We start from the raw sequence: 24,462 nt of genomic DNA on the forward strand, positions 1-24,462 counted from the left end.
AGGACTTGCCACCAGAGAGGGCAAGTCCTTGCCGGTTCCGAGGCAACCGGGAAACAGCCGCTGATCTGCACGCAATTTGCGGCGTTCGGTCGTGGCCTTACCCGACCCCTCTCACCGGCGGTAGGACACCTCGATCATCGCATGCCCCGCCATGCGGGGCAGTGTGAAGCCGACGATGCCGTCCCCTTCGATGAAGGGCAGGTCGTCGCCGGACGGGACGCTGCGGATGGCGTGCACCGGGCCTGCGGTCTTCAGAGAGACGGCGATATCGAACAGGGGCGTGATGTCCTGGATGGGCTGGATATTGGCCTCCCAGAGCTGGCCGCGCAGCGCCGGCGTCGCGTGCAGGAGGTGGATGACGTCGCGCCCCTGTTCCGGCTGGCTGCGCACGGTCACCCGGCCGGCACGCGGCAGGCTGGTCGAGATCAGCTTGGTGCCGCCCAGCGCAAAGGCGATGGCGCGCTCGGCCATCTCCAGCATACGCACCGCACCCACCTGATGGTAGATGCTGAAGACCGGATGGGCGAGATAGACGAAATTGCCTTTCTGCACACCCGCCTGATAGGCGGAGGCTTCCGGGCGGCTCGGCGCATGGATGTGGCCTGAAAAATGACGCGGCGTGCGGTCGAAATAGGGCTCGTGGACGGCGCCGAGCGACAGGCCGTCGGTGACCGTGATCCGCTCGGACGGCTGGTACATGAACATCGGCTGGTCGATACCGTCGGCCTGCAGCGGCGCGATCGGCAGAAGATAATCGCCGCCCGTCATCGGCGATGTCCCGTGCCAGCGGGCGCCGAGATCGAACACGAAGCCGCGTTCGGGATCGATGCCGCTGCGCCCGGTCAGGAGCACCTTGCCGCCGCTCGCGGCATAATGCTCGATTCGTACCCGCAGAGCATCGTCCACCGGCACCGCATCGGGCAGAATGAGGAGGCGGTAGGGCGAAAAATCGCTGTCGAGATCGAGCACGTCGAAGGTGAGCCCCGCCTCCAGCAGGATGCGGGACGCGCCGTCATCCGCGACGCTGTCGCGATCCGACCCGCCACCGGCAGCCGGTGTCTCCACCGATTGGAGCGACAGCAGACCGATATCCGCGCGGTTGATCGAACCGAGGCACCAAGGCTCGCACTCGTCCACATAACGATAAGCCGGTGCGATGATCGCCATGGTCGACGGATCGAGCGCGCCGGTCGGGTGGAGATGATCGCCGATCGAGCACCGCGCGCCATGCGCGAGCATCGCGCCGCATTCATAGACCAGGGCCTCGGGCCGCTTGTACCCGCCGACCTCGCCCCAGGTGAAATGGAACTTGCCCGTCATGCCGAGAAAGTCGAAGCCGATGGGATCGACATACCGGGCGCTCAAGGGAAAATGATCGTAGCCCCAGCCGGCCGTCGGCAGGGATTCCAGCTCCAGATGGCTGTAGTACCGGCGGTAATGCGCGCGCTGGCCGCGCCGGACATGGCCGGAGTTGAAGAACAGCGGCATGACCGGATCGTGCCGGCGCACGGCCGCCTTTACGGCCTCGTAATAGGCCTCCGTCGAGCGGTCGAGAAAGGTTTCCCGGTCGGCGGGGCGGGTCCAGTCGAGCCCCAGCGCATCCATCTTCGCGCGGGCCGCGGTGGAGACGGTCGGCATCTGGAACGAGATATCGAGAAAGATGCCGTCGCCGTCGCCATAGGTGCGCATGACCTCGTCCACCTGCCGGCAGAGATAATCGAGATAGGGCGTGGAGAAATCGAGAAAGGCCCAGCCGGTCGGCTCGTTGCGCGACTGCGGCAGCGTGCCGTCCGGCGAGACGATGCGCCATTCGGGATGCGTCTGCGCGGCATGCTCGTCCCAGGCGGCGGAGAGATAGACCGGCGCCCTGATGCCGACCGAATGCAGCGCGTCGATCTGCCCACGCAGGAGGTCGAAGCCGAGGCCCGGATGCATGCGGCCGACATCGGTCGGGTGATAGGACAGGCCGTGATGGCACTTCGAAAACAGCGTGACCGAATCCACATGCGCCGCCCGGTACGTGCTGGCAAAGGTCGCCGCATCGAAGCGGGATCCGACGCCGTCGATGAGGGGGGAGGTGTGGAAGTCGAGATGGATCTGGCGAAAGCGCATAGGGCCTCGAGAGCGTAAGTTTCTGGGAGATGGCGTCGGACTGCGCGTATTCAGGCGGACATGGCGGGGAACCGCAGCGTGCGGTCGTTGGCATCGAACAGGTAGAAGGCGGCAGGATCGATCGACAGTATCAGGGGATCGCCCGGCCGCAGCATCACCTGGCTCGCGCGATGGGCGGCGAGATAGCCGTCCTGCGATTCGGAATCGAAGGTTCTGACGTCTCCCGCATCCGCATAGAGCAGCGTTTCCCGGCCAAGGCTTTCGACCACCGCCACGCGGGCGGGAATGGCGATCTCGCCGGGCGCGCCTTGACCGAACATCTCGGCCCGCAGGCCCAGCGTGACCACGTCGCCGATGGCCGGCAGATCCGCATCCGGCTCGATCTCGAGCTGGATCGGCATCGGCAGCCCCCCGGCCAGAACCGTCACGCTCCTTGCGCCGGCCGAGACGATCCGGCCTTTCATAAAATTCATGCGCGGCGAGCCGAGAAAACCGGCCACGAACCGGTTGAGCGGTCGGTTGTAGAGATCGAGCGGCGCGCCGACCTGTTCGATCCGGCCGGCATTCATCACCACGATCCGTGTCGCCATGGTCATGGCCTCGGTCTGGTCGTGGGTCACATAGACCATCGTCGCCCTGAGCTCGGCATGCAGCCGGCCCAGCTCGACGCGCATCTGCGAACGAAGTGCCGCATCGAGATTGGACAGGGGTTCGTCGAACAGGAACACGTGGGGCGCGCGGGTGATGGCACGGCCGATGGCGACGCGCTGCTTCTGCCCGCCCGACAGCTGTTTCGGGGTCTTGTGCAGGTGCTCCTCGATCCGCAGGATGTTTGCGGCTTTCGCCACGGCGGCAGCGATCTCCGCCTTCGGCCGGCCGGCCATCTTCAGCGCGAACCCCATGTTCTCGGCCACCGTCATATGCGGGTAGAGCGCGTAGTTCTGAAACACCATGGCGACGCCACGGTCCGACGGTTCGGCATGGGTGATGTCGCGTCCGTCGATGCGGATCGCGCCAGAGGTGATCGTCTCAAGCCCGGCGATGGAGCGCAGCAGAGTGGACTTACCGCAGCCCGACGGGCCCACCATGACGACGAACTCGCCGGGCTCCGCGGTGAAGCTCACGCCCTTGATGGCGGCAAAACTGTCGTAGGACTTCACGACGCTGTCGATCTGGAGACTTGGCATGCGGCGATCCTATTTTCCGAGACCGGACATCGAGCGGACGAAATGACGCTGGGCAGCGACGAAGACGACCAGCAGCGGAAGGGTGGCGATGGCGAGACCCGCCATCAGGGCCGGCCAGTCCGCGCTGTACTGGCCGATCAGCCCGTAGATGCCGACGGGCAGTGTGCGGACCCGCGTTTCGGTCAAGAGCATCAGGGCGAGAATGAATTCGTTCCAGTTGAAGACCGCCTGAAAAATCGCGGCACTGGCGACGACCGGACCCGACAGGGGCAGCACGATGCGCCAGAACACCTGGAACCGGCTGCAGCCGTCGAGGCGCGCCGCTTCCTCCAGTTCACGGGGGAACTCCAGAAAGAACGCGTAGAACAGCATGGTGGTGAACGGGATGCCGTAGGCGGCATAGGGGATGACGATGGCGATCTGCGAATTCAGCAGCCCGGCCGCGGAGACGAGCTGGTAGAGCGGCACCAGAACGCTTTGCACCGGCACGGCAAAGCCCGCGACAATCAGGAGGTAGAGAACCTGCATCCGCCGCGACGACGCGCGCGCAAGCACGTAGGCCGCCAGCGCGCTGACCACGACGATCAGCGTGACGGACAGCGCGGTGACGACGACAGAATTGAACAGGAACCCGCCGATGCCGATGCCCCAGGCCCGCTCGAAGGCGGCAAAACTCAGGGTCTTCGGCAGGCCGAGCGGCCTGGTGAAGATGTCTGCCTGCGACTTGAAGGCGGCGACGAACATCAGGCAGAGCGGCGCAAGCACGAACAGCGTCCAGACGGTCATGACGAGGTGAAGGCCGATCGACACGAGACGATAGCGGGAGGTCATGGATGCATCTCCCTCAGGCTTTGCGCGACAGGCGCAGTTGCAGCCAGCCGAAGAGGACCGCGATGGCCAGAAGCACCACCGACATGGCATTGGCGTAACCCATATTGCCGAGCCGGAACGCCTGCAGGTAGCTGTAGGTGCCCAGCACCTGCGTGGCATTCGCCGGGCCGCCGCCGGTGGTGACGAAGACGAGATCGAACACTTTCAGGCCCCCGACCACGGTGATCAGCGTGCCGACGATCAACACGTTGCGGATGCCCGGCAGGGTGATGTAGCGAAAGGCGCGAAACCCCTTGGCGCCATCGAGGGCGGCAGCCTCGTAAAGCTCCTTGGGAATGCTCTGAAGACCGGCGAGAACGAGGATCATCTGGAAGCCGACATTCTGCCAGGCGGCAATCACCAGCAACATCCAGAGCGAAATCTGCGGATCGCCAAGCCAGCCGAGCTTCGGCGGACGAAAGCCCAGCGATTTGACGATGCCGTTCAGCGGCCCGACATTCGGGTCGAGGATGAGGATCCAGACGAAGGCGACGGCGATGGACGAGACCACGACCGGCATGAAGATGATCGTGCGGTAGATCGCGTTGCCGCGCCGGACGCCCCGATCGAGAATGGCGGCGAGAATCGTGCCCAGACCCACCTGCGTGATCGCCGAACCGACGATCAGGAAAGCATTGTTGCGAAGCGCCGTCCAGAACACCGGATCGCCGGCCGCCCGCAGATAGTTCCCCATGCCGACGAACACCCAGTTGCGCGAGGTGATCGTGAATTCGAAGAAGGACCCGACGATCGCATAGACCGCCGGCGCGAGAATGAAGAGACCGACCAGAACGAGCGCCGGAAGAAGCATGGCCCCGCTCAGCACGTCCCGCCGTCCGCGCGGGGAGGAACGCCCCTGTTGCGTTACATCTGTCATCGGGCTCACTTTTCGCCGCATGCTTTACTTCGCCGCCAGCTTCGCTTGGGCGGCGAGAGCAGACTGGCGGATCTGCGCCACGGCCTCCGCCGGCGTCACGGTGCGGTTGAGAACCTCGACCGTGGCGTTGAGATAGGCATCGGCCACGCTGGCCTCGAGGAGCACGTCGAGCACGTTGATGCCGCGGGTGAAGGTCCCCATGTCGGCGACGATCTCCCGGAATTGCGGCGTGGCATTCGGCACGCTGTCGATCATCTTCGGGTTGGACGGCAGGAATTTCGTCAGCTCTGCAAACTTCGCACCCTGCCCGGGGGATACGAGGAAGCTGATCCATTCGACCGCCTCCTTCGCATGCTGCGTCTTGCTCGACACCTGGAAACCTTCGGGCACCAGGAAGTTGGCGCCGGCCTCACCCTTGCCGCCTTCGACGAGCGGCAGGCGGAAGAAGCCGTAATCCGTGAAGCCGGCCGCATCGAGCCCCGCCGTGCACCAGGTGCCGCAGAACTCCATCGGCGAGTCCTGCGTGGCGAACATCGCGTCCGCGACGGTATATTCGGTGGCGTTCGGCGCCTCCTCGAAGCAACCGGCATCCTGCAGCTTGAGGAGCTCGTCAAAGGCCTGCGCATAGCCCGGATCCGTGAACAGCGCATCCGCCGGACGAGCGAGATCGTAATCGGCCGCCGTGCCGTCGATGCCCATGACCCGCTCGTTCAGCATGGTCATCCAGTGGATGGCCTTCCAGCGCGTCTTGTTGCCGAGCGGCATCGGCACCGTATCGGGATCGATCGCCCGCACCGCCTTGCAGACGCCGGCAAGCTCGGCCATCGTCTTCGGCAGGGAGATCTTGTTCGTGGCGAAATAGTCCTTGTTGTAGAACACGTATTTGCTCACCGCATCGGCCGCCGCCCCATAGAGCCTGCCGTCATAGCGGAAGGCATCCAGCAGCCCCGCACCCAGCTCGGTCCCGAATCCGCCCTTGGCCATGGCGGCATCGGTGATGTCGAGCGCCAGACCGTCGCGCACCAGCCGTTTGGCGGCATCGCCCGACCAGTTGAAAAACACATCCGGCGCGTCCGAACCCACCAGCGCCACGGGCAGGCTCGTCTTGTAGGCGTCGCCCGGAAAGGTCTGGTGCTCGATGGTGACGTCCGGATGCGTCTTCTTGAACGCCTCGGCCGCCTGCGCGATGAATTCCGGGTAGCCGGGGTTATCGAGCGTCCACATCTTCAGCCTGACGTCCTGCGCGAGGGCGGCGGGCACGGCGCCGAGCAAGCCCAGGGCGAGTGCCATGATGTGCACGGGTCTTTGCAAAAAGGTCTTCATGCTCGCTCCATGGCCGGGACTGCGGTCTCACTTGATTGATCGAACCGTTTCGACTACGAATTAATCATGCCTAAATTAAAGGCGCAAGCATCGAACATCGGTCAAAACGGATCGAACAGACAAAACTGCCGGACCGTGGTTCCAGAGCCTCTCGGACCACTGGAACGCAGGACACTCTCGAGGAGGGGACGCATGGCAACCATACGGGATGTGGCAAAAAAGGCGGGCGTGGCCATTTCGACGGTATCGCTTGCCATGAATGGTACCGGCCCGGTCAGCCCGGAAACGCTGAAGCGCGTGCTGGAAGCGAGCGAAGCCGTCGGCTACAGACCCAACGTCCTGGCACAGAGCTTGAAGCGCGGACACAGCAAGCTGATCGGTCTCGTCCTCGGCGATATCGGCAACCCGTTCTTCAGCCGCCTGCTGCGCGTGGTCGACAGCATTCTCTCGGAAACCGACCACATGGTGATCGTGGTGGAAACCGCATCCCATGCCGAGCGGGAACGCAGGACCCTCGATCAGCTCCGCCACCACCGGGTCGGCGGCATTCTGATGGCGCCGATGACCAACGACCCGGGTTTCGCGGCGTTTCTCTCAAGGCTCGATATCCCGGTCGTCCTCATCGACCAGAACGTGGACGGGGCGAACCTCGATTTCGTCAGCTCGGACAATGCGCTGGCGACGACCATGCTGACGGAATATCTCCTGCGCATGGGGCATCGACGCATCGCCTTCATCGGCGGCGATCCCGGCCAGTGGACGGCAGCCTTGCGGCGCAAGGGCTTTCGCGATGCCATGGCGGCCTCAAACCTGCCTGTCGAACCCGCCATGGAGATCGTCGCGGATTTCAGCGGCGAGAAGGCCTACGACCAGGTCGTGCGCCTGTTGTCGATGCCGCAGCGCCCGACGGCGCTGGTCACCGCGAGCAACCTCATGGCGCTGGGCGCGCTACAGGCCATCAACGATCTCGGCTTCAGTTGCCCGCAGGAGATTTCCCTGACCGGCGTCGATGACGTGCCCTGGAGCACCGTCCTCAAGCCGCGACTGACCATCGCCGCGCAACCGGTCGAGGAACTGGCGCGTGTCGCCGCCAACTTCCTCATCGAGCGCATGACGCTGCGCGGCGGCGTCGCCCTTCCGCCACGCACCCACATCGCCATCCCCAGGCTGGTCGTCGGCACCTCCTGCGCGCCGCCCTCCGCATGCGCATAGTCGCTTCCGGGAAGCACTTGAGGAGGTCGCGATCGTCAGGCGTGCGGTGGCACGGCCGCGCCGGCGAGCTTGGTTTTGACCCAGTCGGAGACGCGGTAGTACCGCAGGGTCAGCTGCGGTCCATAATTCATATAGAAGGGTGCGGCCGTCAACGGCTCGAGTTTCAGCGAGAGCTCCGCCGGTGGTATGCCCTTCGCCCATTCCGACAGGATCCCACCCAGCATGCTACCCGTCGGCACACCACGGCCCGACAGCCCCGTCAGGGCAACGACACCCGGCGCTAGGTCGTAGAGACGCGGCACGGTGCGATATTGCATGTCCAGCTCGCCGAACCAGAAATAGTCCCACCGAATCTCGCTCCGGATTTGCGGATGCAGCCATTTCAGCCGGTCGCTCATCACGGTTCGCGTATAGCCCATATCGCGCCCGCGCCGTCCCATGGGGAACATCGACACGACGATCCGTCCCTCCGCATTGTATTTGTAGACGTAGATATCGCCGCGCCCATCATGGATGGTGGTGTTTTGCGGCAGGACCGAGCGACGCTCCTCATCCGATAGCGGCTGCGTGGCGGCCACGAAGACTTTCTGGATCTTGAAGGTCCGGTCGAGCTTCGGCCAACCGCCGACCGTATAGGCTCCGGTTGCAAAAATGACCTTGTCCGCCAGCACCTTGCCCTCGGGCGTGCTGACGGCCCATCCCGCCCCCGCGCGGTCGCATGCCTTGACCGGCGAATGGGTGTAAACGGCACCACCTTCCTGGATGACCGCGCGGGCAAGACCGCGGGAATAGCCGAGCGGGTTGAGATGACCCGCCTCCTCGTGCAGCCAGCCGCCGTAAAAGCGGGGGCTTCCCGTGACCCTTTCCACCTCCTGCCGGTCGAGCACACGTGTTCTCGCGCCGACAGCGTTGTAGGTGCGGACCTTCTCCTCGATCGTCTTCATCATTCCGGGATAGGGTGCGCCCATGACATAGCCGTTCTGCTGCCATTCGCACGGGATCTGATACTGCTCGATCATGCTGGAAACCCGGTCGTTGGCACGGGTCTGTCGGGCGATCAGTCGTTCGGCCCAGGGCTCGCCCAGCATCGTGCGCAGTTGGGGCAGGCTGTAATGGGTGAAGGTCGGCGTGCAATGGCCGGCATTGCGACCGGACCCGCCGAAGCCGATCTCCTCCCTTTCCAGGAGCACGACGCTGACACCGGCGCGGGCAAGGTCCAGGGCTGTGGTGAGCCCGGTATAACCGCCGCCGACGATGCACACATCGGCTTTGACAGCGCCCTGCAGCGCCGTGGTCTCCACGGGCGGGGTGGCCGTCGCGTACCAGAGGGTCGTATCGAAGGGTGAAAATCGGGTCATGCGGCGTCCCGTCAGTTCATGTCGCTGCGCGCGTCGAGTGCATCGCGCAGGCCGTCTCCGATGAAGTTGAAGCTGGTGACGGCGAGCGTAATCGCCACACCGGGCACGATCGCCAGCCAGGGCGCGCGGTCGAGATATTGCTGTGCGCCGTTCAGCATATTGCCCCAGCTCGGCAGCGGCGGCTGAATGCCGTAGCCGAGAAAGCTGACATAGGCCTCGAGAAGGATGGCGCGGGCGACGGTGAGCGTCGCGGCAACGATGATCGGGCCGATGGCGTTCGGCAGCAACTCGCGAAACATGATCCATCTGTTGGAAAGACCGAGCATTCGCGCCGCCAGAACGAAATCCCGTTCCCGCAGCGAGCGAACCTCGGCTTCGACGATGCGGGCGATCTCCATCCAGCTGGTGACCGCGATGATGACGGTGATCATGAACGGACTCGGTTTGATAAAAGCCGCAAGCGCCAGAAGCAGAAAGATGCTGGGGAAGGACAGGAAGGCATCGACGAAGCGCATCAGCAGCACCCCCGTGCGCCCGCCATAATACCCGGCGCAGACGCCGATAACGGTTCCGATGATCGTGCTCAGAAGCATGGCGAAGAAGCCGACGAGGAGCGAAATGCGCCCGGCCATGAACAGGCGCGCCGCAAGGTCGCGGCCGAGCGGATCCGTTCCGAGGATGTGGTAGCCGGTCAGCGGCGGTGCGAAACGCGCTCGAACATCGATGAACAGCTCGTCGAACGGCAGCAGATAGGGCCCGATGAGGCAGGCAAGCGCCAGCACGGTGATCATGATCAGCCCGACCATGGCAAGCCGGTGACGGGCGAAACGGCGGAAGGTGCGGTTGTGCCACCAATGGGACTTGACGGAACCGGGCAGGGAAACGGTTGCGGACATGATTTCTCTTCCTAGCTCAGCCGGATGCGCGGATCGACGAAGGCGACGAGAAGGTCGGCGACGAGACTGCCGAACAGAACGAGGATGGCGGAGAACATCAGGAGCCCCATGACCACCGGATAGTCGCTGTAACCGAGGCTGTCGAGAAACAGTCGCCCCATGCCCGGCCAGGTGAAGACGGTCTCGGTCACCAGAGCGCCACCGAGAATGGTCGGCAGCTGCAGGCCGGCCAGCGTGATCATCGGCAGCAGCGCATTGCCGACCACATGCTTCATCAGAACCCGCCGCTCGGACAGACCCTTGGCCTTGGCCGTGCGCACGAAATCCTGATGGATGACGTCCAGCGTGGCGGTGCGCATGTACCGGCTCCAGACCGCGACGTTGACGAGCGCGAGAACGACGGTCGGCATGATCAGATGGATGGCGTAATCGGAGATCGAACCATTGCCGATCGTGTACATGTTCCCCGCCGGGAGCCATTTCAGCTTGAGCGAGAACAGGTAGATGGCGACGAGACCGAACCAGAAGGTCGGAATGGACAGGGCCACCATGGCGCCGATGGTCGCGGAATAGTCGAAGATCGAATAGCGCTTCGTCGCCCCCTTGATGCCGACCCAGGTGCCGACGGCGATCGACAGCACGGTCGACGAGCCCATCAGCAGCAATGTCGCGAAGAGATGTCCGGTGATGATGTTCAAGACCGGCTGGCCATCACGATAGGAGCGTCCCCAATCCCCCTGCAGGAGACGCCAGAGCCAATCGAGATACTGGATCGGCAGCGGCCGGTTCAGGCCCATCTGCTCGGAGATGCGGTCGAGCGTTTCCTGCGTCATGCCGGGCGTCAGCGCATATTGCGACAGCGGCCCGCCGGGCGCCAGATTGAGAACGGCAAAGCCGATCATCGACACCAGAAGCAGAAGGATCAGGCTTTGCCAGAGGCGGCCGAGTAGATAGCGCAGCATCGCAGTCTCTCCGAGGGGTTTCGGGATGAGAAGGTCCGGACGTCGAATGCCTCCTTCGCCCTCCCCCGAAGACCGGAAAGGGCGAAGGAGGATTGGCGTCAGGACGCCCAGTACCAGCTGCCGGGATTCCAGCTGTCGATGCGCACGTTGACATTGTAGGCAATGCCTTCGGCGCCTTTCTTGTAGCCGCGCACGGTGGCGTACTGGAAGATAGGCAGGAAGGGCAGATCGGCGCGCATGATCTCCTGGATCTTCAGGTAGATCGTCTTGCGCTCTTCCGGCACGAAGGTCTGGCCGCCCTCGACGAGCAGCTTGTCGACTTCGGGATTGGCATATTGCCAGTTGTTCTGGCCGGAGCCGCCTTTGGCCCCGATCGACGTCGATTTGAAGTAGTCCGACGTATCGGGATCCGCACCGGTGAGGAAATCGAGACCGACGACGACGCTATCGAACTGCGACTTCATCCAGTACTCGCCCCACATGACGGCGGGCGGCAGGTTGGAGATCGTCATCTCGACGCCGATATCCTTGAACGACTGCTGCATGAACTGCTGCACCTGTTCGCGGATGTGATTGCCCGCCGTCGTCGAATTGGAAAAGGACAGCCGGACGCCGTTTTTGGCACGGATCCCGTCGCTGCCGGGGACCCAGCCCGCATCGTCCAGAACCTTCTTCGCCTTCTCCGGATCGTATTCATGCTTGGGCAGATCCGGATTGGCGTAGAAGGATTGCTGCGGCATATAGCTTTCGGTCGGCGTCGGCAGACCGTAGTACAGGGCGTCGATGATCGTCGCCTTGTCCAGCGCAAGATAGAGCGCCTGACGGACGGCGAGGTCTCTGAACTGCGGCTTCTCCATGTTGAACGTGACCGATTCCACCGTCGAGCCCGGCACGACGAGAACGGTCTTGCCGTCCAGCGCCTTGGCCTCCTCGTAGTGATCGGGCGTGATCCACTGCAGGCCGGCCACGTCGATATCGCCGGTCTTGAACTGGGTGTAGAGCACCGTCAGGTCCGGGATGTATTTGAAGATGATGCGTTCGAGATAGGGGCCATCACCGAAGTAATCGGCATTGGCTTCCAGCGTGATGTGGTCGCCCGCGACCCGCTCCACCCATTTGAACGGCCCTGTCCCGACAGGCGCGTTGTTGAAGGGGGCTGTGTTCTTGTCCTTCTCGGCGCCCAGCACGTGTTTGGGCACGATGAAGGTGGAGGCAAGGATCGACGGATAGGGCGCGAACGGCTTGTCCATCTTCCAGGTGATCTCGGTCGGCGATACCACGGTCAGCTCGCGCACGAATTCGTGGCCGGTCTTGCGCCAGCTGAGGAATTCGGGATCGACCATCAGTTCGAGCGTGAATTTGACGTCTTCGGCAGTGAACGGCGTGCCGTCATGCCATTTCACATCGTCGCGCAGCTTGACCTTCCAGGAGAGGCCGTCGGCGGAGATGCCGCCGTTCTCGACGGTCGGCACCTCGACGGCCAGTGCCGGAACGAACTTGCCGTCGGGATCGATGGCGAACAGCGGGTCGAACAGGCTGAAGTGAATGCCTTCATCGACTTCGATATGCAGCAGATGCGGGTTGAAGACGGTCGGCTCCTGCGAAAACCCGACGATCATCTGCCCGGTCGGCTTTGCAGGCGGCGTTGCCGCCAACGCCCGATCGCGGCCAAGAAGACCGGGCATGATCAGTCCGGACGCGCCGGCCAGCGCCATCATGGTCAGCGCCTGACGGCGTGTCGGCTTGAGAAGGGCATGCTTGGTTTCGTCGGACATCGGTCTTTCCCCTTTGCTGTTGCTCAGTCACTGTTCCATGTTTTTTCTGCACGTCATGCGATCTGCCGTGTGATGCGGGCAGACGTTAGAACCCGCTGATCAGCTCGATCTTCGAGCCGTCGGAGAAACGGGAGAAACGGAAATTGCCGGGATCGACGACCGGCGGCCGTCCCGTGACGATGTCGGCCATCAGCTTGCCGGCGGCAGGACCGATGCCGAAACCGTGGCCCGAAAAGCCTGTGGCGATGTGGAAGCCCGGAATCTGATCGACCGCGGAGATGACCGGAACGGCATCCGGCGTCACGTCGATGTAACCGGCCCAGCGCTGGGCGATCTCCGCCCTCTCGAACACTGGAAAGGCTTTCTTCAGATTGGCAAGCGCCTGGTCCGTCAGTTTGGCCGAAGGCTTCGGATCGAGCACGCGATTGTATTCGAACGGGCTTGCCTCATCCATTGACCAGCGGCTGGGGATGCGCGCCTCGTCGAGGAACCGGCCACCGAGCCGAAACCGCAGCGACCGCCATTCCTTGCTCAGCGCCGGCATGAAGTCTTTGGCATAGCGGAAGGATTTCGGAACGATATCGACGATGTTCTCGTGGCCGGAGGCGATCGTGTAACCACCATCCTGCCGCTTGCGCACGGCAAACCCCATCGACCAGAGGGCCTGCTCCGGCCCGCCCTCGAGAGGCTTCGTTCTGAGGACCGAATTCATCACCTTCAACTGCGGCAGCTCGATGCCGAAATTGCCCGAGAACAGACTGGACCATGCGCCGCCGGCCAGCACCACGGCGGAGCAGGCAATCGGTCCGCGCTCTGTGACGACACCCGAAATCCGGCCGCCGGAGGTTTCGATCCCGCGCACCGCACATTCCGTGAGGATCGCAGCCCCCGTATCGCGGGCCGCTTCGGCCACGGCCGGTGCTGCCCTTTGCGGCTCGGCCCGCCCATCGGCCGTCGTAAAGAGCGCGCCTTTGATATCCATGGTCGTGTTGGGAAACATGGCCTTGAACTCGGCCCCGCTCAGCATGCGCGTGTCCAGCTGATAGCCTTCGAGATTGCGCATCCAGCGCTCGTGGTCGGCGAATTCGGCATCATTGGCACAGGTGAACATGATGCCGGCGCGCTTGTAGCCCGTGGCGCGGCCCGTGCGCTGGTCGAGATTGCTCCAGAGCCGCAGAGCCTCCGCCATCAGGGGCACTTCGCGCGGGTCGCGCCGGGAGATGCGAACCCAGCCCCAGTTGCGGCTCGATTGCTCGTGCCCGATGCCGCCCTTCTCGCAGAGCGCCACCCGCAGGCCGCGTTCGGCCAGTTCCAGCGCCGTCGAGGTGCCGATGATACCACCGCCGATGACGACGACATCCACCTGCGTCGGAAGATCGGCATCGCCGTGGACGGGAACGACATAGGGTCCGGGCATCTCAGTAGGATTCCTCAAGTTGGCAATTGATGGTGAATTCCGCCACGCTCGCCTCATTCGGCAGGTCCAGCAGCAGGGCGATGATGCGGGCGAGATCGCGCGGATCGGTCAACTGGTCGTCGCTGCGCGCCGTCAGGCCGCGCGCCATATCGGTGGCGACGAAGCCCGGGCATACGGCCGTGGCACGAATGCCGAGATCCCAGCCCGCATGGCGAATGCCATGGGCGAGCGCCACGGCTGCGAATTTGGAGAGCGAGTAGAGACCTGCACCCGCACTCTTCACCCGCTTGCCGGACAGCGAACCCAGAATGATCACCCGGCCGCGGCCGCTCGCGCCGAGCTGTGGCCAGGCCGCTTTGGCAAGCCTGCGCGGGGCCTTGACGTTGACGGCCATCGTCTGCTCAAGCTCGTCTTCTTCGGCCTCGATGACCGTCTTCGGGATCATGATTCCGGCATTGGCGACGATAGCGTCGATCCGGCCATGCGCTGTAACCGCGTCCGCGACCCACGCGGCCTCGCTCCGAGGGTCTTCGGCGTCATAGGCGAAAAGCGTCACCCGGCCGGGATCTGCCCAGGCCGGCAGGACCGGTCGGCGCATGCCGAGCGACAGGCGCCAGCCTTCTCCGTAGAGAACCCTGGCGATCTCAAGGCCGATGCCGCGACTGGCACCCGATATCAACGCTACACGCTCTGCCGTCATGGCATGGTCTCCGGAATACACGGTTCAGGACAGGCCGGCGATGCGCCGATAGGCTCGGCGCAGGATATCCATCAGCAGCTGCTGCTCGTCCTGAGGAATGAAATCGAAGAAGTCCTTCGATTGCTGGCTGACGATGGCACGCACCTGCACCGCCAGGGCCGCGCCCTTCTCGGTGATGTAAAGCTCCTGGGCGCGGTTATCGTCCGCCGACGTCTCGCGCATCAACAACCCGTGACCCTCCATCTGATCGACCAGACGGCCCATGGCGGAACGGTCCTTGAGAATGAGCTGGGCAATGACGGACGGGCGAATTCCCGGATGGCTGTCCACCATCAGCAGCGTGGTGATCTTCCCGGTCCCTTTCGCGACGTCGCAGCCTTCCAGGCGCTCGTCGAGATCGCGCGAAACGCCGAGATTGACGGTTCGGATGTAGAAGCTGAGCGTATCCTCCAGCACATCGAGATCGATGTCGCTGATGGAAACAGGCGGAGACTTTCTTCGCTCGAGCACAGAGAAATTCTCCTTGAAGTCAAAGGATTAGCGCGTCCGTTCTTCTCGGAAGAACAGAAGGATCTTCGTCTTTGCGCGCGATGCCAGGCGGTCTTTCGCGTGTGATGATTTGCCAGATAGTGGATAATTGCAACTAATTTTTCGGAAGAAATGGCGATTCTTTATTCAACGGCATAATTGCCTTTTATGCAGGCATACTGTGCTTGCGATGAGAGCAGAATGACAAAAACCGCCCCGGTTCTCACCGGGACGGTTTGCGATGCATGCCAAGATTTTCAGGCGGTCAGGCAGCCGGTTCCCACTCGTTGCCGGGGATCGCCGACACGAGCTTGCGTGTATAGTCATGACCGGGCGCGCGAAAGATCTGCGACGGGGGGCCGTACTCGACGATCTCGCCCTTGTACATCACGGCGATCTCGTCGCAGATCTGGCTGGCGACGCGCAGATCGTGGGTGATGAAGATCATCGCCACCTTGGTCTCCTTCTGGATCCGCGTCAGCAACTCCAGAATCTGCGCCTGGATCGACACATCGAGCGCCGATACCGCTTCATCGGCAACCAGCAAAACAGGATCGAACATCAGCGCCCGGGCAATGCCGATGCGCTGGCGCTGACCACCCGAAAACTCGTGGGGAAAGCGATCGAAGGCGCCCTCGTCCAGCCCCACGAGTTTCAGCGTGCGCAGCGCCTTTGCCCGTGCCTCGTGGACCGACACGCCATGTGCGACCGGGCCGACCGTCAACACCTTGCCGATCGTATGGCGCGGGTTGAGCGAGGCGAAGGGATCCTGAAAAATCATCTGGATATAGGGCCGCAGTGCGCGAAACGCGTCGTTGGACATCGGCGCGATATCGCGCCCGTCAAACAGGATCTTTCCCCCGTCCGAATCCATCAGCTTCAGGAGCACGCGGCCGAGCGAGGACTTTCCGGAGCCCGATTCGCCGACGACGCCCAGCGTTCGGCCCTTTCGGATGGAGAAGCTGACATCGTTGACCGCCCGCACCGTCCGTCCCTTGGAGAAAAGCCCACCGGCGGCGCGATAGGTCTTGCTGAGATTGGAAACCTCCAGCACCACGGGCGTATCGGCCGCCCCTTCGCGATCCTGCGCCCTCATGCGCGGAACGGCGGCGATCAGACGTTTCGTATAAGGATGTGCCGGCGTGTTCAGCACCACCTCCGCCGGTCCCTGTTCCACGAGATTTCCCTTTTCCATGACGATGACGCGATCGGCAATCTCAGCGACGACGCCGAAATCGTGGGTGATGAACATGACGCTCATCTTCTTGCGCCGCTGGATCTTGCGGATCAGGTCGAGGATCTGCGCCTGGGTCGTAACGTCCAGCGCCGTCGTCGGTTCATCGGCAATCAGAATGTCCGGATCGAGCGCAAGCGCCATGGCGATCATGACGCGCTGTCGCTGGCCGCCCGAGAGACGGAACGGATACTGATGCTGCAGCAGCGCGGGATCGGGCAGGCCGACCTCGTCCAGCAGTTCGAGGACCTTGGCGGCACGGCTTTCAGGCGTGCCCACGGCGTGCGCCTCCATCACTTCGGCGATCTGATCGCCAATCGTTATCAGCGGGTTCAGCGCCGAAAGCGGATCCTGGAAGATGATCGATACGGTACGGCCACGGAGCGCGCGCAAGGCCTGCTCGTTCGCCTGGATCAGGTCGATGCCCTTGAACCAGATGCTTCCGTGGGTGACTTCGATCGCTGGCGACAGAAGCCCCATGATGGCGTTGGCGGTCACGGATTTTCCCGAACCGGACTCGCCGATGATGCAGAGAATCTCGCCCGATTGCAGATCGAAGGAGATATTGCTGACGGCGTGCGCCCGCTCCATGTTTCTGGGCAGGCTGACGGTCAGGTCCCGAACGGACAAAGCGACGCCATCGGCGTCTTTCGTTCCTACAGTTTCCGTCTTCAGCATGACCGATCCCTCTTCTGGTTACGACTGTCGCTGGACGCGATGCAAGAATGGTGCCGACCGCGCCTCTAGCCTTCGGGATGGCAGGAATGGCGCCGGCCGGCCGGCCCGGCCGGCAGCAAGACGATCAGAGACTGTCGAAATGCGCGAGAATGTCGGCTTCGGAGACGACATCGGCATATTTTGCGTTCATGTCGAACAGGTTTGCCTCGTGAGGTGCCGGATGGCGGTCGCCGCAGGCGTCGCGGACCACGGTCGTGATGAAGCCGTGCGACATCGCATCGACGCAGGATGCGCGCACGCAGCCGCTGGTCGTCAGACCGGTGAGGACGACATGATCGACACCCATGGATGTGAGAAGCGGGGCGAGCGACGTGCCGAAGAAGGCGCTCGGATATTGCTTGGTGACGACGAATTCGTCGCTTTCCGGCGCGAGGCCTTCCGGCCAGCGGCCGAGGGGGTTGCCGGCGGTGAAGCAGGCGAGCGGCTTGGCCTTCTGGAAGAACCGGCCGCCATCCGCACCGCTCGGATGCAGGACCACGCCGGTCAGAATGACGGGAATGCCTTTCGACCGGGCGCGGGCGCGAATGCGCAGCGCACTCGCGAGCGCCGCATCGACACCGGCATAGAGCGGACTGTCCGGCTCAAAATAGGCCTGGACGAAATCGACCAGCACCAGTGCGGGCTTTCGTCCGAAGCCGATCCGGTTGTCGTAGGCCTTGCGGTAGTTGTCGAGCAGTTCGTTGGTTGACATCGCGTTCTCCCTACCCGGCGGGTATGTTCGCCACCGTTTCGTTGCTCACTGGCCAGCTTTGTGCGCGGCCAGTCGTGGCGGCAGCGCCGTGTGGTGGCCGGTTGCCGCCTGGAAGGCGACGCCGGCACGCAGGCAAAGGGCGTCGTCCATCGGCCGGCCGACGATCTGGATGCCCGTGGGAAGCCCGGACGATCCGAGGCCGGAGGGCAGCATCAGCGCCGGAAACCCGGTCAGATCGAACAGCATGGTGTTGCGGGAGATGATGTCCTGAAATGGAACGGCCCGGCCATCGACGTCCACCGTCATGCTGTCGAGCCGCCCCGCTTCCCCGCCCAGCCCCGGCGTGATCATCAGGTCGACGCCGGCCATCGCCGCGAGAACCGTCTCCTGCGCCTGAAGCCGCACCTGCAGCGCGCGCCCGTAGTCCGAGGCGCGGATGTCGATGCCCTGCCGCAACCGGTGCAAGAGGCCCGCATCGAACAGCGCGGCACGGTCGATCCGCACTTCGTGATAGGTCGCAAGTTCCGACAAAAGGATCGTCCAACCCGCCGCGTGCAAAGGCGCGACGTCGATCTGCGGCACGGGCACCAGCGCGCAACCAAGCGCCTCGAAGACGGCCAGCGCCGCCCGCCAGTTGGTAAGAACGTCCGACGAGAGCTGATCCGTGAACCAGCCGCCGGGCACGCCGATCCGCAGGCCGGCGATATCGGCCCGACCGTCGCGCAACGCCGCGCAGTCCGCGGCGAGGCCTACGTCGCACAGGGCGGTCATGAAGGGAAAGCTCGCCGCGATGTCCGCAGCGTTTCTCGCCATGGGGCCGACATGGTCGAGCGTCCAGGAGAGCGATGCGACGCCCGCGCGGGACACGCGCTCGCGGCTCGGCTTCAGGCCCGTCGTGCCGCACCAGCAGGAGGGAACGCGGATCGAGCCGCCCGTATCGGTTCCGAGCGCCAGCGGCAGAAGCCGTGCGGCAAGGGCGGCCCCGGAGCCGGTCGAGGAACCACCTGTCCAGCGGGTGGCATCCCAGGGATTGGCGACCACGCCGTAGCGCGGATTGAAGGGCGAGCCCGCGGCGAATTCCGTCGTCGCCGTCATGACGAAGGGAATGGCGCCGGCCGCGCGCAGCGACACCACAGCCGCGGCATCGCTTTGCGCGATCCTGTCGCCGGTGAAGAGCGAGCCGGATGTCACCATGGTGCCCGCTACGTCGATGATGTCCTTGATGCCGAACGGGATACCTTCGAGCGGTCGCGCTTTGCCCGCCTGCCAACGCCGGGTACTCTCCGCTGCGGCCTCGTCCGCTCCCGGCACGCCGGCAAGGATCGCATCGCGTCCGCATGCATCCTTGTCGATCGCGATACGGAGCGCCGCCATGACGTCGGACGGCGTCGTCGTGCCTTCGGCGAAAGCGCGCAGCAGGTCACCGACACCCGCATGACGGACGGAAACCGGATCGCGCGACGGATCACCGTCGAGGGAGCCCTCAGGCCCGTTCGGGAGGATGAAGTGCGCCTCTCCCGGTAGGGAAGAGGCAGCGGCCCTTGGCCGGAAGGGCGCATCGGCAAGCGTCGGATCCCGCAGACCTGCGGGATCGAGCATCTCCGACGCCGTTGTTACCGGTTGCGGCGCGGCCACGCGGCTCATTCCGCGGCGATGGCCGTGGCGGTTGCGCGGGTCTGCATCAGCGGCTGGATACGCTGACCGAACTGGTCGAGGCCCACGAGGAAGTCATCGAAGGTCAGCATGATGCCCTTGGTGCCGGGCACATCGCCGGCCTCGTCCAGCATTCGCGCCACGTTCGCATAGGAACCAACGAGGGTGCCCATGTTGAAGTTGACCGCGCCTTCGGGAAGGTTGATGTGTTTGGCCGTCGATGTCGCGTCCGCCGTCTGGTCCCGCCCGCCCTGGTCCGCCATCCAGGCAAGGGCGTCCACATCGGCACCGGCCCGGTATTTTTCCCACTTCGCCTTGGCGAGTTCGTCCGTTTCGTCGGCGATCACCATGAAGAGCACATAGGCGCCGACGTCACGACCGGTCTTTGCCGCGGCGTCCACCAGAGTGGTGTTGTTCGGCGCATAGGCTTTGGGCGTGTTGATCCCGGAACCCATGACGAAGTTGTAATCGGCGTATTCGGCGGCAAAGGCCATGCCGCGCGGGCTCTGGCCGGCGGCGACGATCTCGATCTTACCCTGCGGCGACGGCTTCATCCGGCAGTCGTTCATGGTGAAATGCGTGCCGGAGAAGGTGCACTCGCCCGTCTCCCACAGCTCTTTCATGATGTGCACATATTCGCTGGCATAGTCGTAGCGATAGCCGAAATAGGCGTCCCCCGGCCACATACCCATCTGGTCGTATTCGGCCATCTGCCAGCCGGAAACGATGTTGATGCCGAAGCGGCCCGGCGCGACGCTGTCGATGGTGCTTGCCATGCGGGCGACGAGCGCGGGCGGCAGTGTCAGGACGGCTGTCGACGCGAAGAGCTTGATCTTGCTGGTGACGGCGGCAAGGCTTGCCATCAGCGTGAAGGACTCGAGATTGTAGTCCCAGAACTCGGCCTTGCCGCCGAAACCGCGCAGCTTGATCATCGACAGGGCGAAATCCAGCCCGTAGGCTTCCGCCTTCTGCACCACCTGCTTGTTGAGCTCGAAGCTCGGCATGTATTGCGGCGATTCCGTAGAGATCAGCCAGCCGTTGTTTCCGATCGGAATGAAGACGCCAATGTCCATGAGGATACTCCTTTGCAGGATCAAGAGAAGGCTTGAGACGCGTAGTATGTACGAACTAATGCAAAATTCTCGCACCCTGTCCAGCGCAATTTTGCCCTATCTTTATGCGTGACTATTTTTCAGGCAGATGCATTTCCGCCCTGCCGCCACGCTGATCATCGCGGCAGGATTCGCTGGCGCGACACAGCGCACCGCGCGGCGAATGGCGAAATTTTGCTCAGGGAATGGCGAAGGCCGGCGGTCTGCCGCGGCCGATCAGCTTCCGGCGCGCAGCGTCGTCGAATAGGTGAACCGGTCGGCGGGCAGGATCTGGAAGGCGTATTCGATGAGGCGGCGGCCGGCGCTGAAATAGCGGCGGGTCACCTGCAGCGCGAGATCGCCGGCCTTGCTGTCGATCTGCGCCGCGATCTCGGCTGTCAGGATGAGCGGCTTGATGTCCTGCTGGATTTCCTGAATCTTCTCGCCCGTATAATCCTCGATCAGATGGAAGATCGCGGATTTGGCGACCTCGAGATCGCGCACGGCAGGCGCCAGCCGCGCATCTATGTAGACTTCGTTCCAGGAATACGGCTTGTGCCGCGTTGCCGGGTAGCGCACCCCGCTCATATGCAGGAACTTGCGGCCGGGCCGGCAGCCGAGCTCGACGGCCAGACGGCCCTGCGCCGAAATCTCCTGCTTGTGGGTGATCACGAATTCCGTCTGGCTGGCGATTTCGAACAGCTCGGAGCGCGAATGCGCGATGAAGCGCTTCCCGTCGAAGTTGGATCCCGCCTCGACGCGTGTGCCGACACCCTTGCGGGCCGACAACTGCCCGCTCGCGCGCAAGGTGCCGATGGCCTGACGGACCGTTTGCCGGCTGACGCCCAGCGCGGCGGCCAGTTCGTTTTCCGTCGGCAGAAGAGAACCGACCGCAAATTCGCCCCGCCGGATGCGCGCCTCGAGATGGTGAGCCACCTGCATATAGAGCGGCGCCGTGACGAGTTCGGGTCTCCAGTCTACGGCATCATCGACCGCATCCTTGGCCAGTTCACCTGCATCCCGTGTCGCTATCGGCGCTTTGTCCATCCGTCTCGCTCGCCCCCGCTCGCCGTCTTCTTCACCCGTTTTCACCATCGGAGGCAAACGAAATCCTGCGAGAGGAAAAAGGCTGAGATCGCGTTGCCGACGCGGCGGAAATCAATTAGTACGGACATATACAATCTACATCCCTCGTCGTCCTGTCGAAAGTCCTTCCATGTCCGACATGCTGGCAGAAGCGGCCGAGGCGCCGCGCGCCTCGTCTCTCCTCCAAACCCTCACCGTCGCCACGCTGGTCCAGATCGTTGCCACGGCCAGCGTTCTCGCCCTCACCGCGATCGCGCCGCTCGTGGCGCTCGATCTCGGTATCGGCGCCCACTGGATCGGGTACCAGATCAGCCTCATCTATGCCTCCGGCATGATCTCGTCGGCCGTCGCCGGCACGCTGGTGCAGCGCTTCGGGCCTGTGCGGATCGAGCAGGCGGCCCTCGGCTGCTTCATCCTCGGCTGCATGGGCATCGCCACGGCGATGATCGCGCCGATCGTGATCGCCTCACTGCTGATCGGCATCGGCTACGGGCTCAACAATCCCGCGGCATCCGAAATGCTGAGCCGTGTTACTCCGCCGGCGCGGCGAAACATCGTCTTTTCGCTGAAACAGAGCGGCGTCCCGCTCGGCGGCATCCTCGCGAGCTTCCTTTTTCCCTATCTCTCGGCCCGGCTCGGCTGGCATGCCGCGCTTCTCGTCGGTGCGGCGCTCCCGTTTCTCGTCTCCCTGCTGATGATGGCCACCCATGCGGCGGAACCCGTCACATCCCGCAAGCCAACCTCGTTTCGCCGCGGCTTTCTGGACGAGCAGTCGATCATCTGGAGAAGCCCGAAATTGCGCGCGCTGAGCGCGCTCGGCTTTGCCTATTCCGCCATGCAGCTCTCGGTCTCCGCCTTTGCCGTGGTGACGCTCGTCCACGATGCCGGATGGTCCGTGCTCGCGGCCGGCTCGGTGGCCGCGGCCATGCAGTTTGCCGGCGCGTTCGGCCGGATCTTCTGGGGCGTCGTCGCCGACCGGATCGGTGGCGGCTTTCTCACGCTGGCGCTGCTTGGCCTGCTCGGCGGGCTCGGCTATGCCGGCCTCTTCTGGCTGCAGGATCTGCCGGTCATCGCGCAAATCGTCCTGTTCGTTGCCATGGGAGGCGTGACCATCGGCTGGAACGGCGTGCTTCTGGCGGAAGTCGCCCGCAATGCGCCGGATGCGCGCGTCGGCGCCATCACCGGGGGCGTTCTCGTCTACACCTTCATCGGCGTCATCGTCGGCCCGTCGAGCTTTGCCATGCTCTACACCCTCATCGGCCACTACGGCGCGAGCTTCCTTGCCTTCTCGCTGTTCGGCTTCGGCGGCATGCTGGTCGCCTGGCAGGCGCATCGCGCATCGGCCTGACGAAACCATCTGAAAAGTACGGACAAAACGGCCTTCGCCTCGTGCGAGAGCCGCGCACGTCCATGCCGTCCGCATCCCTTGTGATCCCTGCCGTTGACCAACGAAAGTGCGGCTTGCCCCATCGCGATCAACGTTTGCACTATTTATGTGCAAGAAACTTTTTTAGGCAAATACAGTTGACGTTGGGTCGAATAAGTACGTACATTATCTCTCAGACTGGGGTTCCGAAAATGATGGGCTCAGACGCACGAGCCGGAAAAGGGGAAATATGCAGAAGCTTCTCACCGGCGCTTTTCTGGCCGTTTGCACCTACGGAATGACCGCGCCGGCGATGGCAGACCCGATGGCGGATGCGAAAGCCATCATTGCCGAGCATGAGAAGATGCCCGTGTTCGAGGCTCCGGGAGACGCCTTCGACGCCAAGGCCTGCATGAAGGACAAGAAGGTCCTGTCGATCCCAATTTCGATGACCATTCCGTTCAATGTCGAGCTGCAGAAGGCGATGGCCTCGGCTGCGGCCGAGATCGGCTTCACCTACACGACCTGGGACAACCAGCTGAAAGTGGACCAGTGGATCCAGGGCGTTTCCCAGGCCATCAGCCAGAAATACGACGCGCTCGACATTGCCGGCGGCCTCAATCCCGAAGTGCTCGGCCCGCAATTGTCCGAAGCGCGCGGGGCCGGCCTCAAGATCAGCACGACGCATCTTTACGACGTCACGCAGACGCAGTTCGGTGGCGTGGACTATTCCGCCAAGGTCGATTTCTCCGGCGCCGGCAAGCTGCTGGCCGCCTGGGCCTATGTGAAGACCGAAGGCAAGCCGAATGTGCTGATCGTCGGCTCGTCCGATGTGCTTCCTTCCATTCCCTTCGTCAAGGCCATCCAGGCCGAACTGACGGCGCTCTGCCCGGAGTGCAAGCAGAAGCATCTCGACGTGCCGGTGTCCGAGTGGGCGACGAAGATCCAGCCCGGCGTGCAATCGGCGCTGATCTCCGATCCCGGCATCAATTTCGTCCTGCCGATCTACGACTCCATGTCGCAGTTCGTCTTCCCGGCGCTGCGCATCACCGGGTCGGAAGGCGCGGTCAAGATCGCGAGCTTCAACGGCACGCCCTTCGTGCTCGACATGCTGCGCGAGGGCCAGGTGGACATGGACATCGGCGAAAGCCTCGGCTGGGCCGGCTACGCCGCCATCGACAACATCATGCGCATGATCTGCGGGCTGCCGAGCGTCGCCAAGCTCAACGTGCCGCTGCTCATTTTCGACGAGAAGAACGTGAAGACCGCCGGTATCCCCGCCAACTTCAACGACGGCTATGGCGACGCCTATCTCGGAGGCTTCCGCAAGCTCTGGAAGCTGAACTGAAAAAGAACCGTTCGCCCGGACCGTGAAAGCCAGGACGT

Annotated in this window: 20 protein-coding genes; 3 read left to right on the plus strand and 17 right to left on the minus strand. The window is 63.6% G+C overall.

Annotated elements, in window-relative coordinates; genetic code table 11:
• Positions 1-111: 111 nt before the first annotated feature.
• From LRX75_RS02165 to LRX75_RS02185, 5 genes are all read right to left on the minus strand, one after another.
• The gene (locus tag LRX75_RS02165; RefSeq protein WP_231811556.1) at positions 112-2,112 is read right to left on the minus strand and encodes a beta-galactosidase trimerization domain-containing protein; all 2,001 of its coding nucleotides are present in this window, start codon (positions 2,110-2,112) and stop codon (positions 112-114) included.
• Positions 2,113-2,162: 50 nt separating this feature from the next.
• Positions 2,163-3,299 carry an ABC transporter ATP-binding protein gene (locus LRX75_RS02170; RefSeq protein ID WP_231811557.1) on the minus strand — a complete coding sequence of 379 codons (1,137 nt, stop codon included), beginning with the start codon at positions 3,297-3,299 and terminating at the stop codon, positions 2,163-2,165.
• A 9-nt stretch (positions 3,300-3,308) separates the two neighbouring features.
• On the minus strand, positions 3,309-4,130 hold the full coding sequence (locus LRX75_RS02175) for a carbohydrate ABC transporter permease (RefSeq protein ID WP_231811558.1): 822 nt from the start codon (positions 4,128-4,130) through the stop codon (positions 3,309-3,311).
• A gap of 13 nt (positions 4,131-4,143) precedes the next feature.
• A complete protein-coding gene (locus tag LRX75_RS02180) occupies positions 4,144-4,980 on the minus strand; it encodes a carbohydrate ABC transporter permease (protein WP_231811559.1) in 837 nt (278 codons plus the stop codon).
• Positions 4,981-5,070: 90 nt separating this feature from the next.
• A complete protein-coding gene (locus tag LRX75_RS02185; RefSeq protein ID WP_231811560.1) occupies positions 5,071-6,369 on the minus strand; it encodes an ABC transporter substrate-binding protein in 1,299 nt (432 codons plus the stop codon).
• Positions 6,370-6,561: 192 nt separating this feature from the next.
• On the opposite strand from LRX75_RS02185, the gene LRX75_RS02190 reads away from it, so the two are divergent.
• On the plus strand, positions 6,562-7,581 hold the full coding sequence (locus tag LRX75_RS02190; protein ID WP_231811561.1) for a LacI family DNA-binding transcriptional regulator: 1,020 nt from the start codon (positions 6,562-6,564) through the stop codon (positions 7,579-7,581).
• 35 nt (positions 7,582-7,616) lie between these two features.
• Here the strand turns inward: LRX75_RS02190 and LRX75_RS02195 are convergent, their stop codons facing one another.
• From LRX75_RS02195 to LRX75_RS02250, 12 genes are all read right to left on the minus strand, one after another.
• Positions 7,617-8,939 carry an NAD(P)/FAD-dependent oxidoreductase gene (locus tag LRX75_RS02195; protein ID WP_231811562.1) on the minus strand — a complete coding sequence of 441 codons (1,323 nt, stop codon included), beginning with the start codon at positions 8,937-8,939 and terminating at the stop codon, positions 7,617-7,619.
• An 11-nt stretch (positions 8,940-8,950) separates the two neighbouring features.
• Entirely contained in the window at positions 8,951-9,835 is an 885-nt protein-coding gene (locus LRX75_RS02200) for an ABC transporter permease (protein ID WP_231811563.1), read from the minus strand.
• Positions 9,836-9,846: 11 nt separating this feature from the next.
• A complete protein-coding gene (locus LRX75_RS02205) occupies positions 9,847-10,797 on the minus strand; it encodes an ABC transporter permease (protein ID WP_231811564.1) in 951 nt (316 codons plus the stop codon).
• 98 nt (positions 10,798-10,895) lie between these two features.
• Positions 10,896-12,572 carry a peptide ABC transporter substrate-binding protein gene (locus tag LRX75_RS02210; protein WP_231811565.1) on the minus strand — a complete coding sequence of 559 codons (1,677 nt, stop codon included), beginning with the start codon at positions 12,570-12,572 and terminating at the stop codon, positions 10,896-10,898.
• An 85-nt stretch (positions 12,573-12,657) separates the two neighbouring features.
• Positions 12,658-13,989 (minus strand): NAD(P)/FAD-dependent oxidoreductase, encoded by a 1,332-nt coding sequence (locus LRX75_RS02215; protein WP_231811566.1) that lies wholly within the window; start codon positions 13,987-13,989, stop codon positions 12,658-12,660.
• A gap of 1 nt (position 13,990) precedes the next feature.
• On the minus strand, positions 13,991-14,689 hold the full coding sequence (locus tag LRX75_RS02220) for an SDR family NAD(P)-dependent oxidoreductase (protein WP_231811567.1): 699 nt from the start codon (positions 14,687-14,689) through the stop codon (positions 13,991-13,993).
• Positions 14,690-14,713: 24 nt separating this feature from the next.
• Positions 14,714-15,199, minus strand: coding sequence for a MarR family winged helix-turn-helix transcriptional regulator (locus LRX75_RS02225; protein ID WP_231811568.1), 486 nt, complete (start codon positions 15,197-15,199; stop codon positions 14,714-14,716).
• A gap of 283 nt (positions 15,200-15,482) precedes the next feature.
• Entirely contained in the window at positions 15,483-17,129 is a 1,647-nt protein-coding gene (locus LRX75_RS02230) for an ABC transporter ATP-binding protein (RefSeq protein WP_231811569.1), read from the minus strand.
• Between the two features lie 124 nt (positions 17,130-17,253).
• A complete protein-coding gene (locus LRX75_RS02235) occupies positions 17,254-17,880 on the minus strand; it encodes an isochorismatase family protein (protein ID WP_231811570.1) in 627 nt (208 codons plus the stop codon).
• A gap of 45 nt (positions 17,881-17,925) precedes the next feature.
• Entirely contained in the window at positions 17,926-19,479 is a 1,554-nt protein-coding gene (locus LRX75_RS02240; RefSeq protein ID WP_231811571.1) for an amidase, read from the minus strand.
• Between the two features lie 41 nt (positions 19,480-19,520).
• Positions 19,521-20,606, minus strand: coding sequence for a pyrimidine utilization protein A (rutA, locus tag LRX75_RS02245; protein WP_231811572.1), 1,086 nt, complete (start codon positions 20,604-20,606; stop codon positions 19,521-19,523).
• Positions 20,607-20,861: 255 nt separating this feature from the next.
• Entirely contained in the window at positions 20,862-21,671 is an 810-nt protein-coding gene (locus tag LRX75_RS02250; protein ID WP_231811573.1) for a GntR family transcriptional regulator, read from the minus strand.
• Positions 21,672-21,840: 169 nt separating this feature from the next.
• On the opposite strand from LRX75_RS02250, the gene LRX75_RS02255 reads away from it, so the two are divergent.
• Together LRX75_RS02255 and LRX75_RS02260 are read left to right on the plus strand one after the other, a co-directional pair.
• Complete coding sequence (locus LRX75_RS02255) at positions 21,841-23,058, plus strand: MFS transporter (protein ID WP_231811574.1); 1,218 nt, start codon at positions 21,841-21,843, stop codon at positions 23,056-23,058.
• 268 nt (positions 23,059-23,326) lie between these two features.
• Entirely contained in the window at positions 23,327-24,424 is a 1,098-nt protein-coding gene (locus LRX75_RS02260; RefSeq protein ID WP_231811575.1) for a sugar ABC transporter substrate-binding protein, read from the plus strand.
• Positions 24,425-24,462: the final 38 nt, after the last annotated feature.

Origin of the sequence: Rhizobium quercicola, assembly GCF_021168455.1 — a bacterium.
GTDB lineage: Bacteria > Pseudomonadota > Alphaproteobacteria > Rhizobiales > Rhizobiaceae > Ferranicluibacter > Ferranicluibacter quercicola.

Excerpts from the sequence above, each read along its gene's own strand:
- LRX75_RS02210 (WP_231811565.1), bottom strand. The coding sequence starts at position 12,572 with ATGTCCGACGAAACCAAGCATGCCCTTCTCAAGCCGACACGCCGTCAG.
- LRX75_RS02190 (WP_231811561.1), top strand. The coding sequence starts at position 6,562 with ATGGCAACCATACGGGATGTGGCAAAAAAGGCGGGCGTGGCCATTTCG.
- LRX75_RS02195 (WP_231811562.1), bottom strand. The coding sequence starts at position 8,939 with ATGACCCGATTTTCACCCTTCGATACGACCCTCTGGTACGCGACGGCC.
- LRX75_RS02205 (WP_231811564.1), bottom strand. The coding sequence starts at position 10,797 with ATGCTGCGCTATCTACTCGGCCGCCTCTGGCAAAGCCTGATCCTTCTG.
- LRX75_RS02200 (WP_231811563.1), bottom strand. The coding sequence starts at position 9,835 with ATGTCCGCAACCGTTTCCCTGCCCGGTTCCGTCAAGTCCCATTGGTGG.
- LRX75_RS02170 (WP_231811557.1), bottom strand. The coding sequence starts at position 3,299 with ATGCCAAGTCTCCAGATCGACAGCGTCGTGAAGTCCTACGACAGTTTT.
- LRX75_RS02175 (WP_231811558.1), bottom strand. The coding sequence starts at position 4,130 with ATGACCTCCCGCTATCGTCTCGTGTCGATCGGCCTTCACCTCGTCATG.
- LRX75_RS02250 (WP_231811573.1), bottom strand. The coding sequence starts at position 21,671 with ATGGACAAAGCGCCGATAGCGACACGGGATGCAGGTGAACTGGCCAAG.
- LRX75_RS02220 (WP_231811567.1), bottom strand. The coding sequence starts at position 14,689 with ATGACGGCAGAGCGTGTAGCGTTGATATCGGGTGCCAGTCGCGGCATC.
- LRX75_RS02235 (WP_231811570.1), bottom strand. The coding sequence starts at position 17,880 with ATGTCAACCAACGAACTGCTCGACAACTACCGCAAGGCCTACGACAAC.
- LRX75_RS02260 (WP_231811575.1), top strand. The coding sequence starts at position 23,327 with ATGCAGAAGCTTCTCACCGGCGCTTTTCTGGCCGTTTGCACCTACGGA.
- LRX75_RS02240 (WP_231811571.1), bottom strand. The coding sequence starts at position 19,479 with ATGCTCGATCCCGCAGGTCTGCGGGATCCGACGCTTGCCGATGCGCCC.
- LRX75_RS02180 (WP_231811559.1), bottom strand. The coding sequence starts at position 4,980 with ATGCTTCTTCCGGCGCTCGTTCTGGTCGGTCTCTTCATTCTCGCGCCG.
- LRX75_RS02215 (WP_231811566.1), bottom strand. The coding sequence starts at position 13,989 with ATGCCCGGACCCTATGTCGTTCCCGTCCACGGCGATGCCGATCTTCCG.
- rutA (WP_231811572.1), bottom strand. The coding sequence starts at position 20,606 with ATGGACATTGGCGTCTTCATTCCGATCGGAAACAACGGCTGGCTGATC.
- LRX75_RS02230 (WP_231811569.1), bottom strand. The coding sequence starts at position 17,129 with ATGCTGAAGACGGAAACTGTAGGAACGAAAGACGCCGATGGCGTCGCT.
- LRX75_RS02165 (WP_231811556.1), bottom strand. The coding sequence starts at position 2,112 with ATGCGCTTTCGCCAGATCCATCTCGACTTCCACACCTCCCCCCTCATC.
- LRX75_RS02255 (WP_231811574.1), top strand. The coding sequence starts at position 21,841 with ATGTCCGACATGCTGGCAGAAGCGGCCGAGGCGCCGCGCGCCTCGTCT.
- LRX75_RS02185 (WP_231811560.1), bottom strand. The coding sequence starts at position 6,369 with ATGAAGACCTTTTTGCAAAGACCCGTGCACATCATGGCACTCGCCCTG.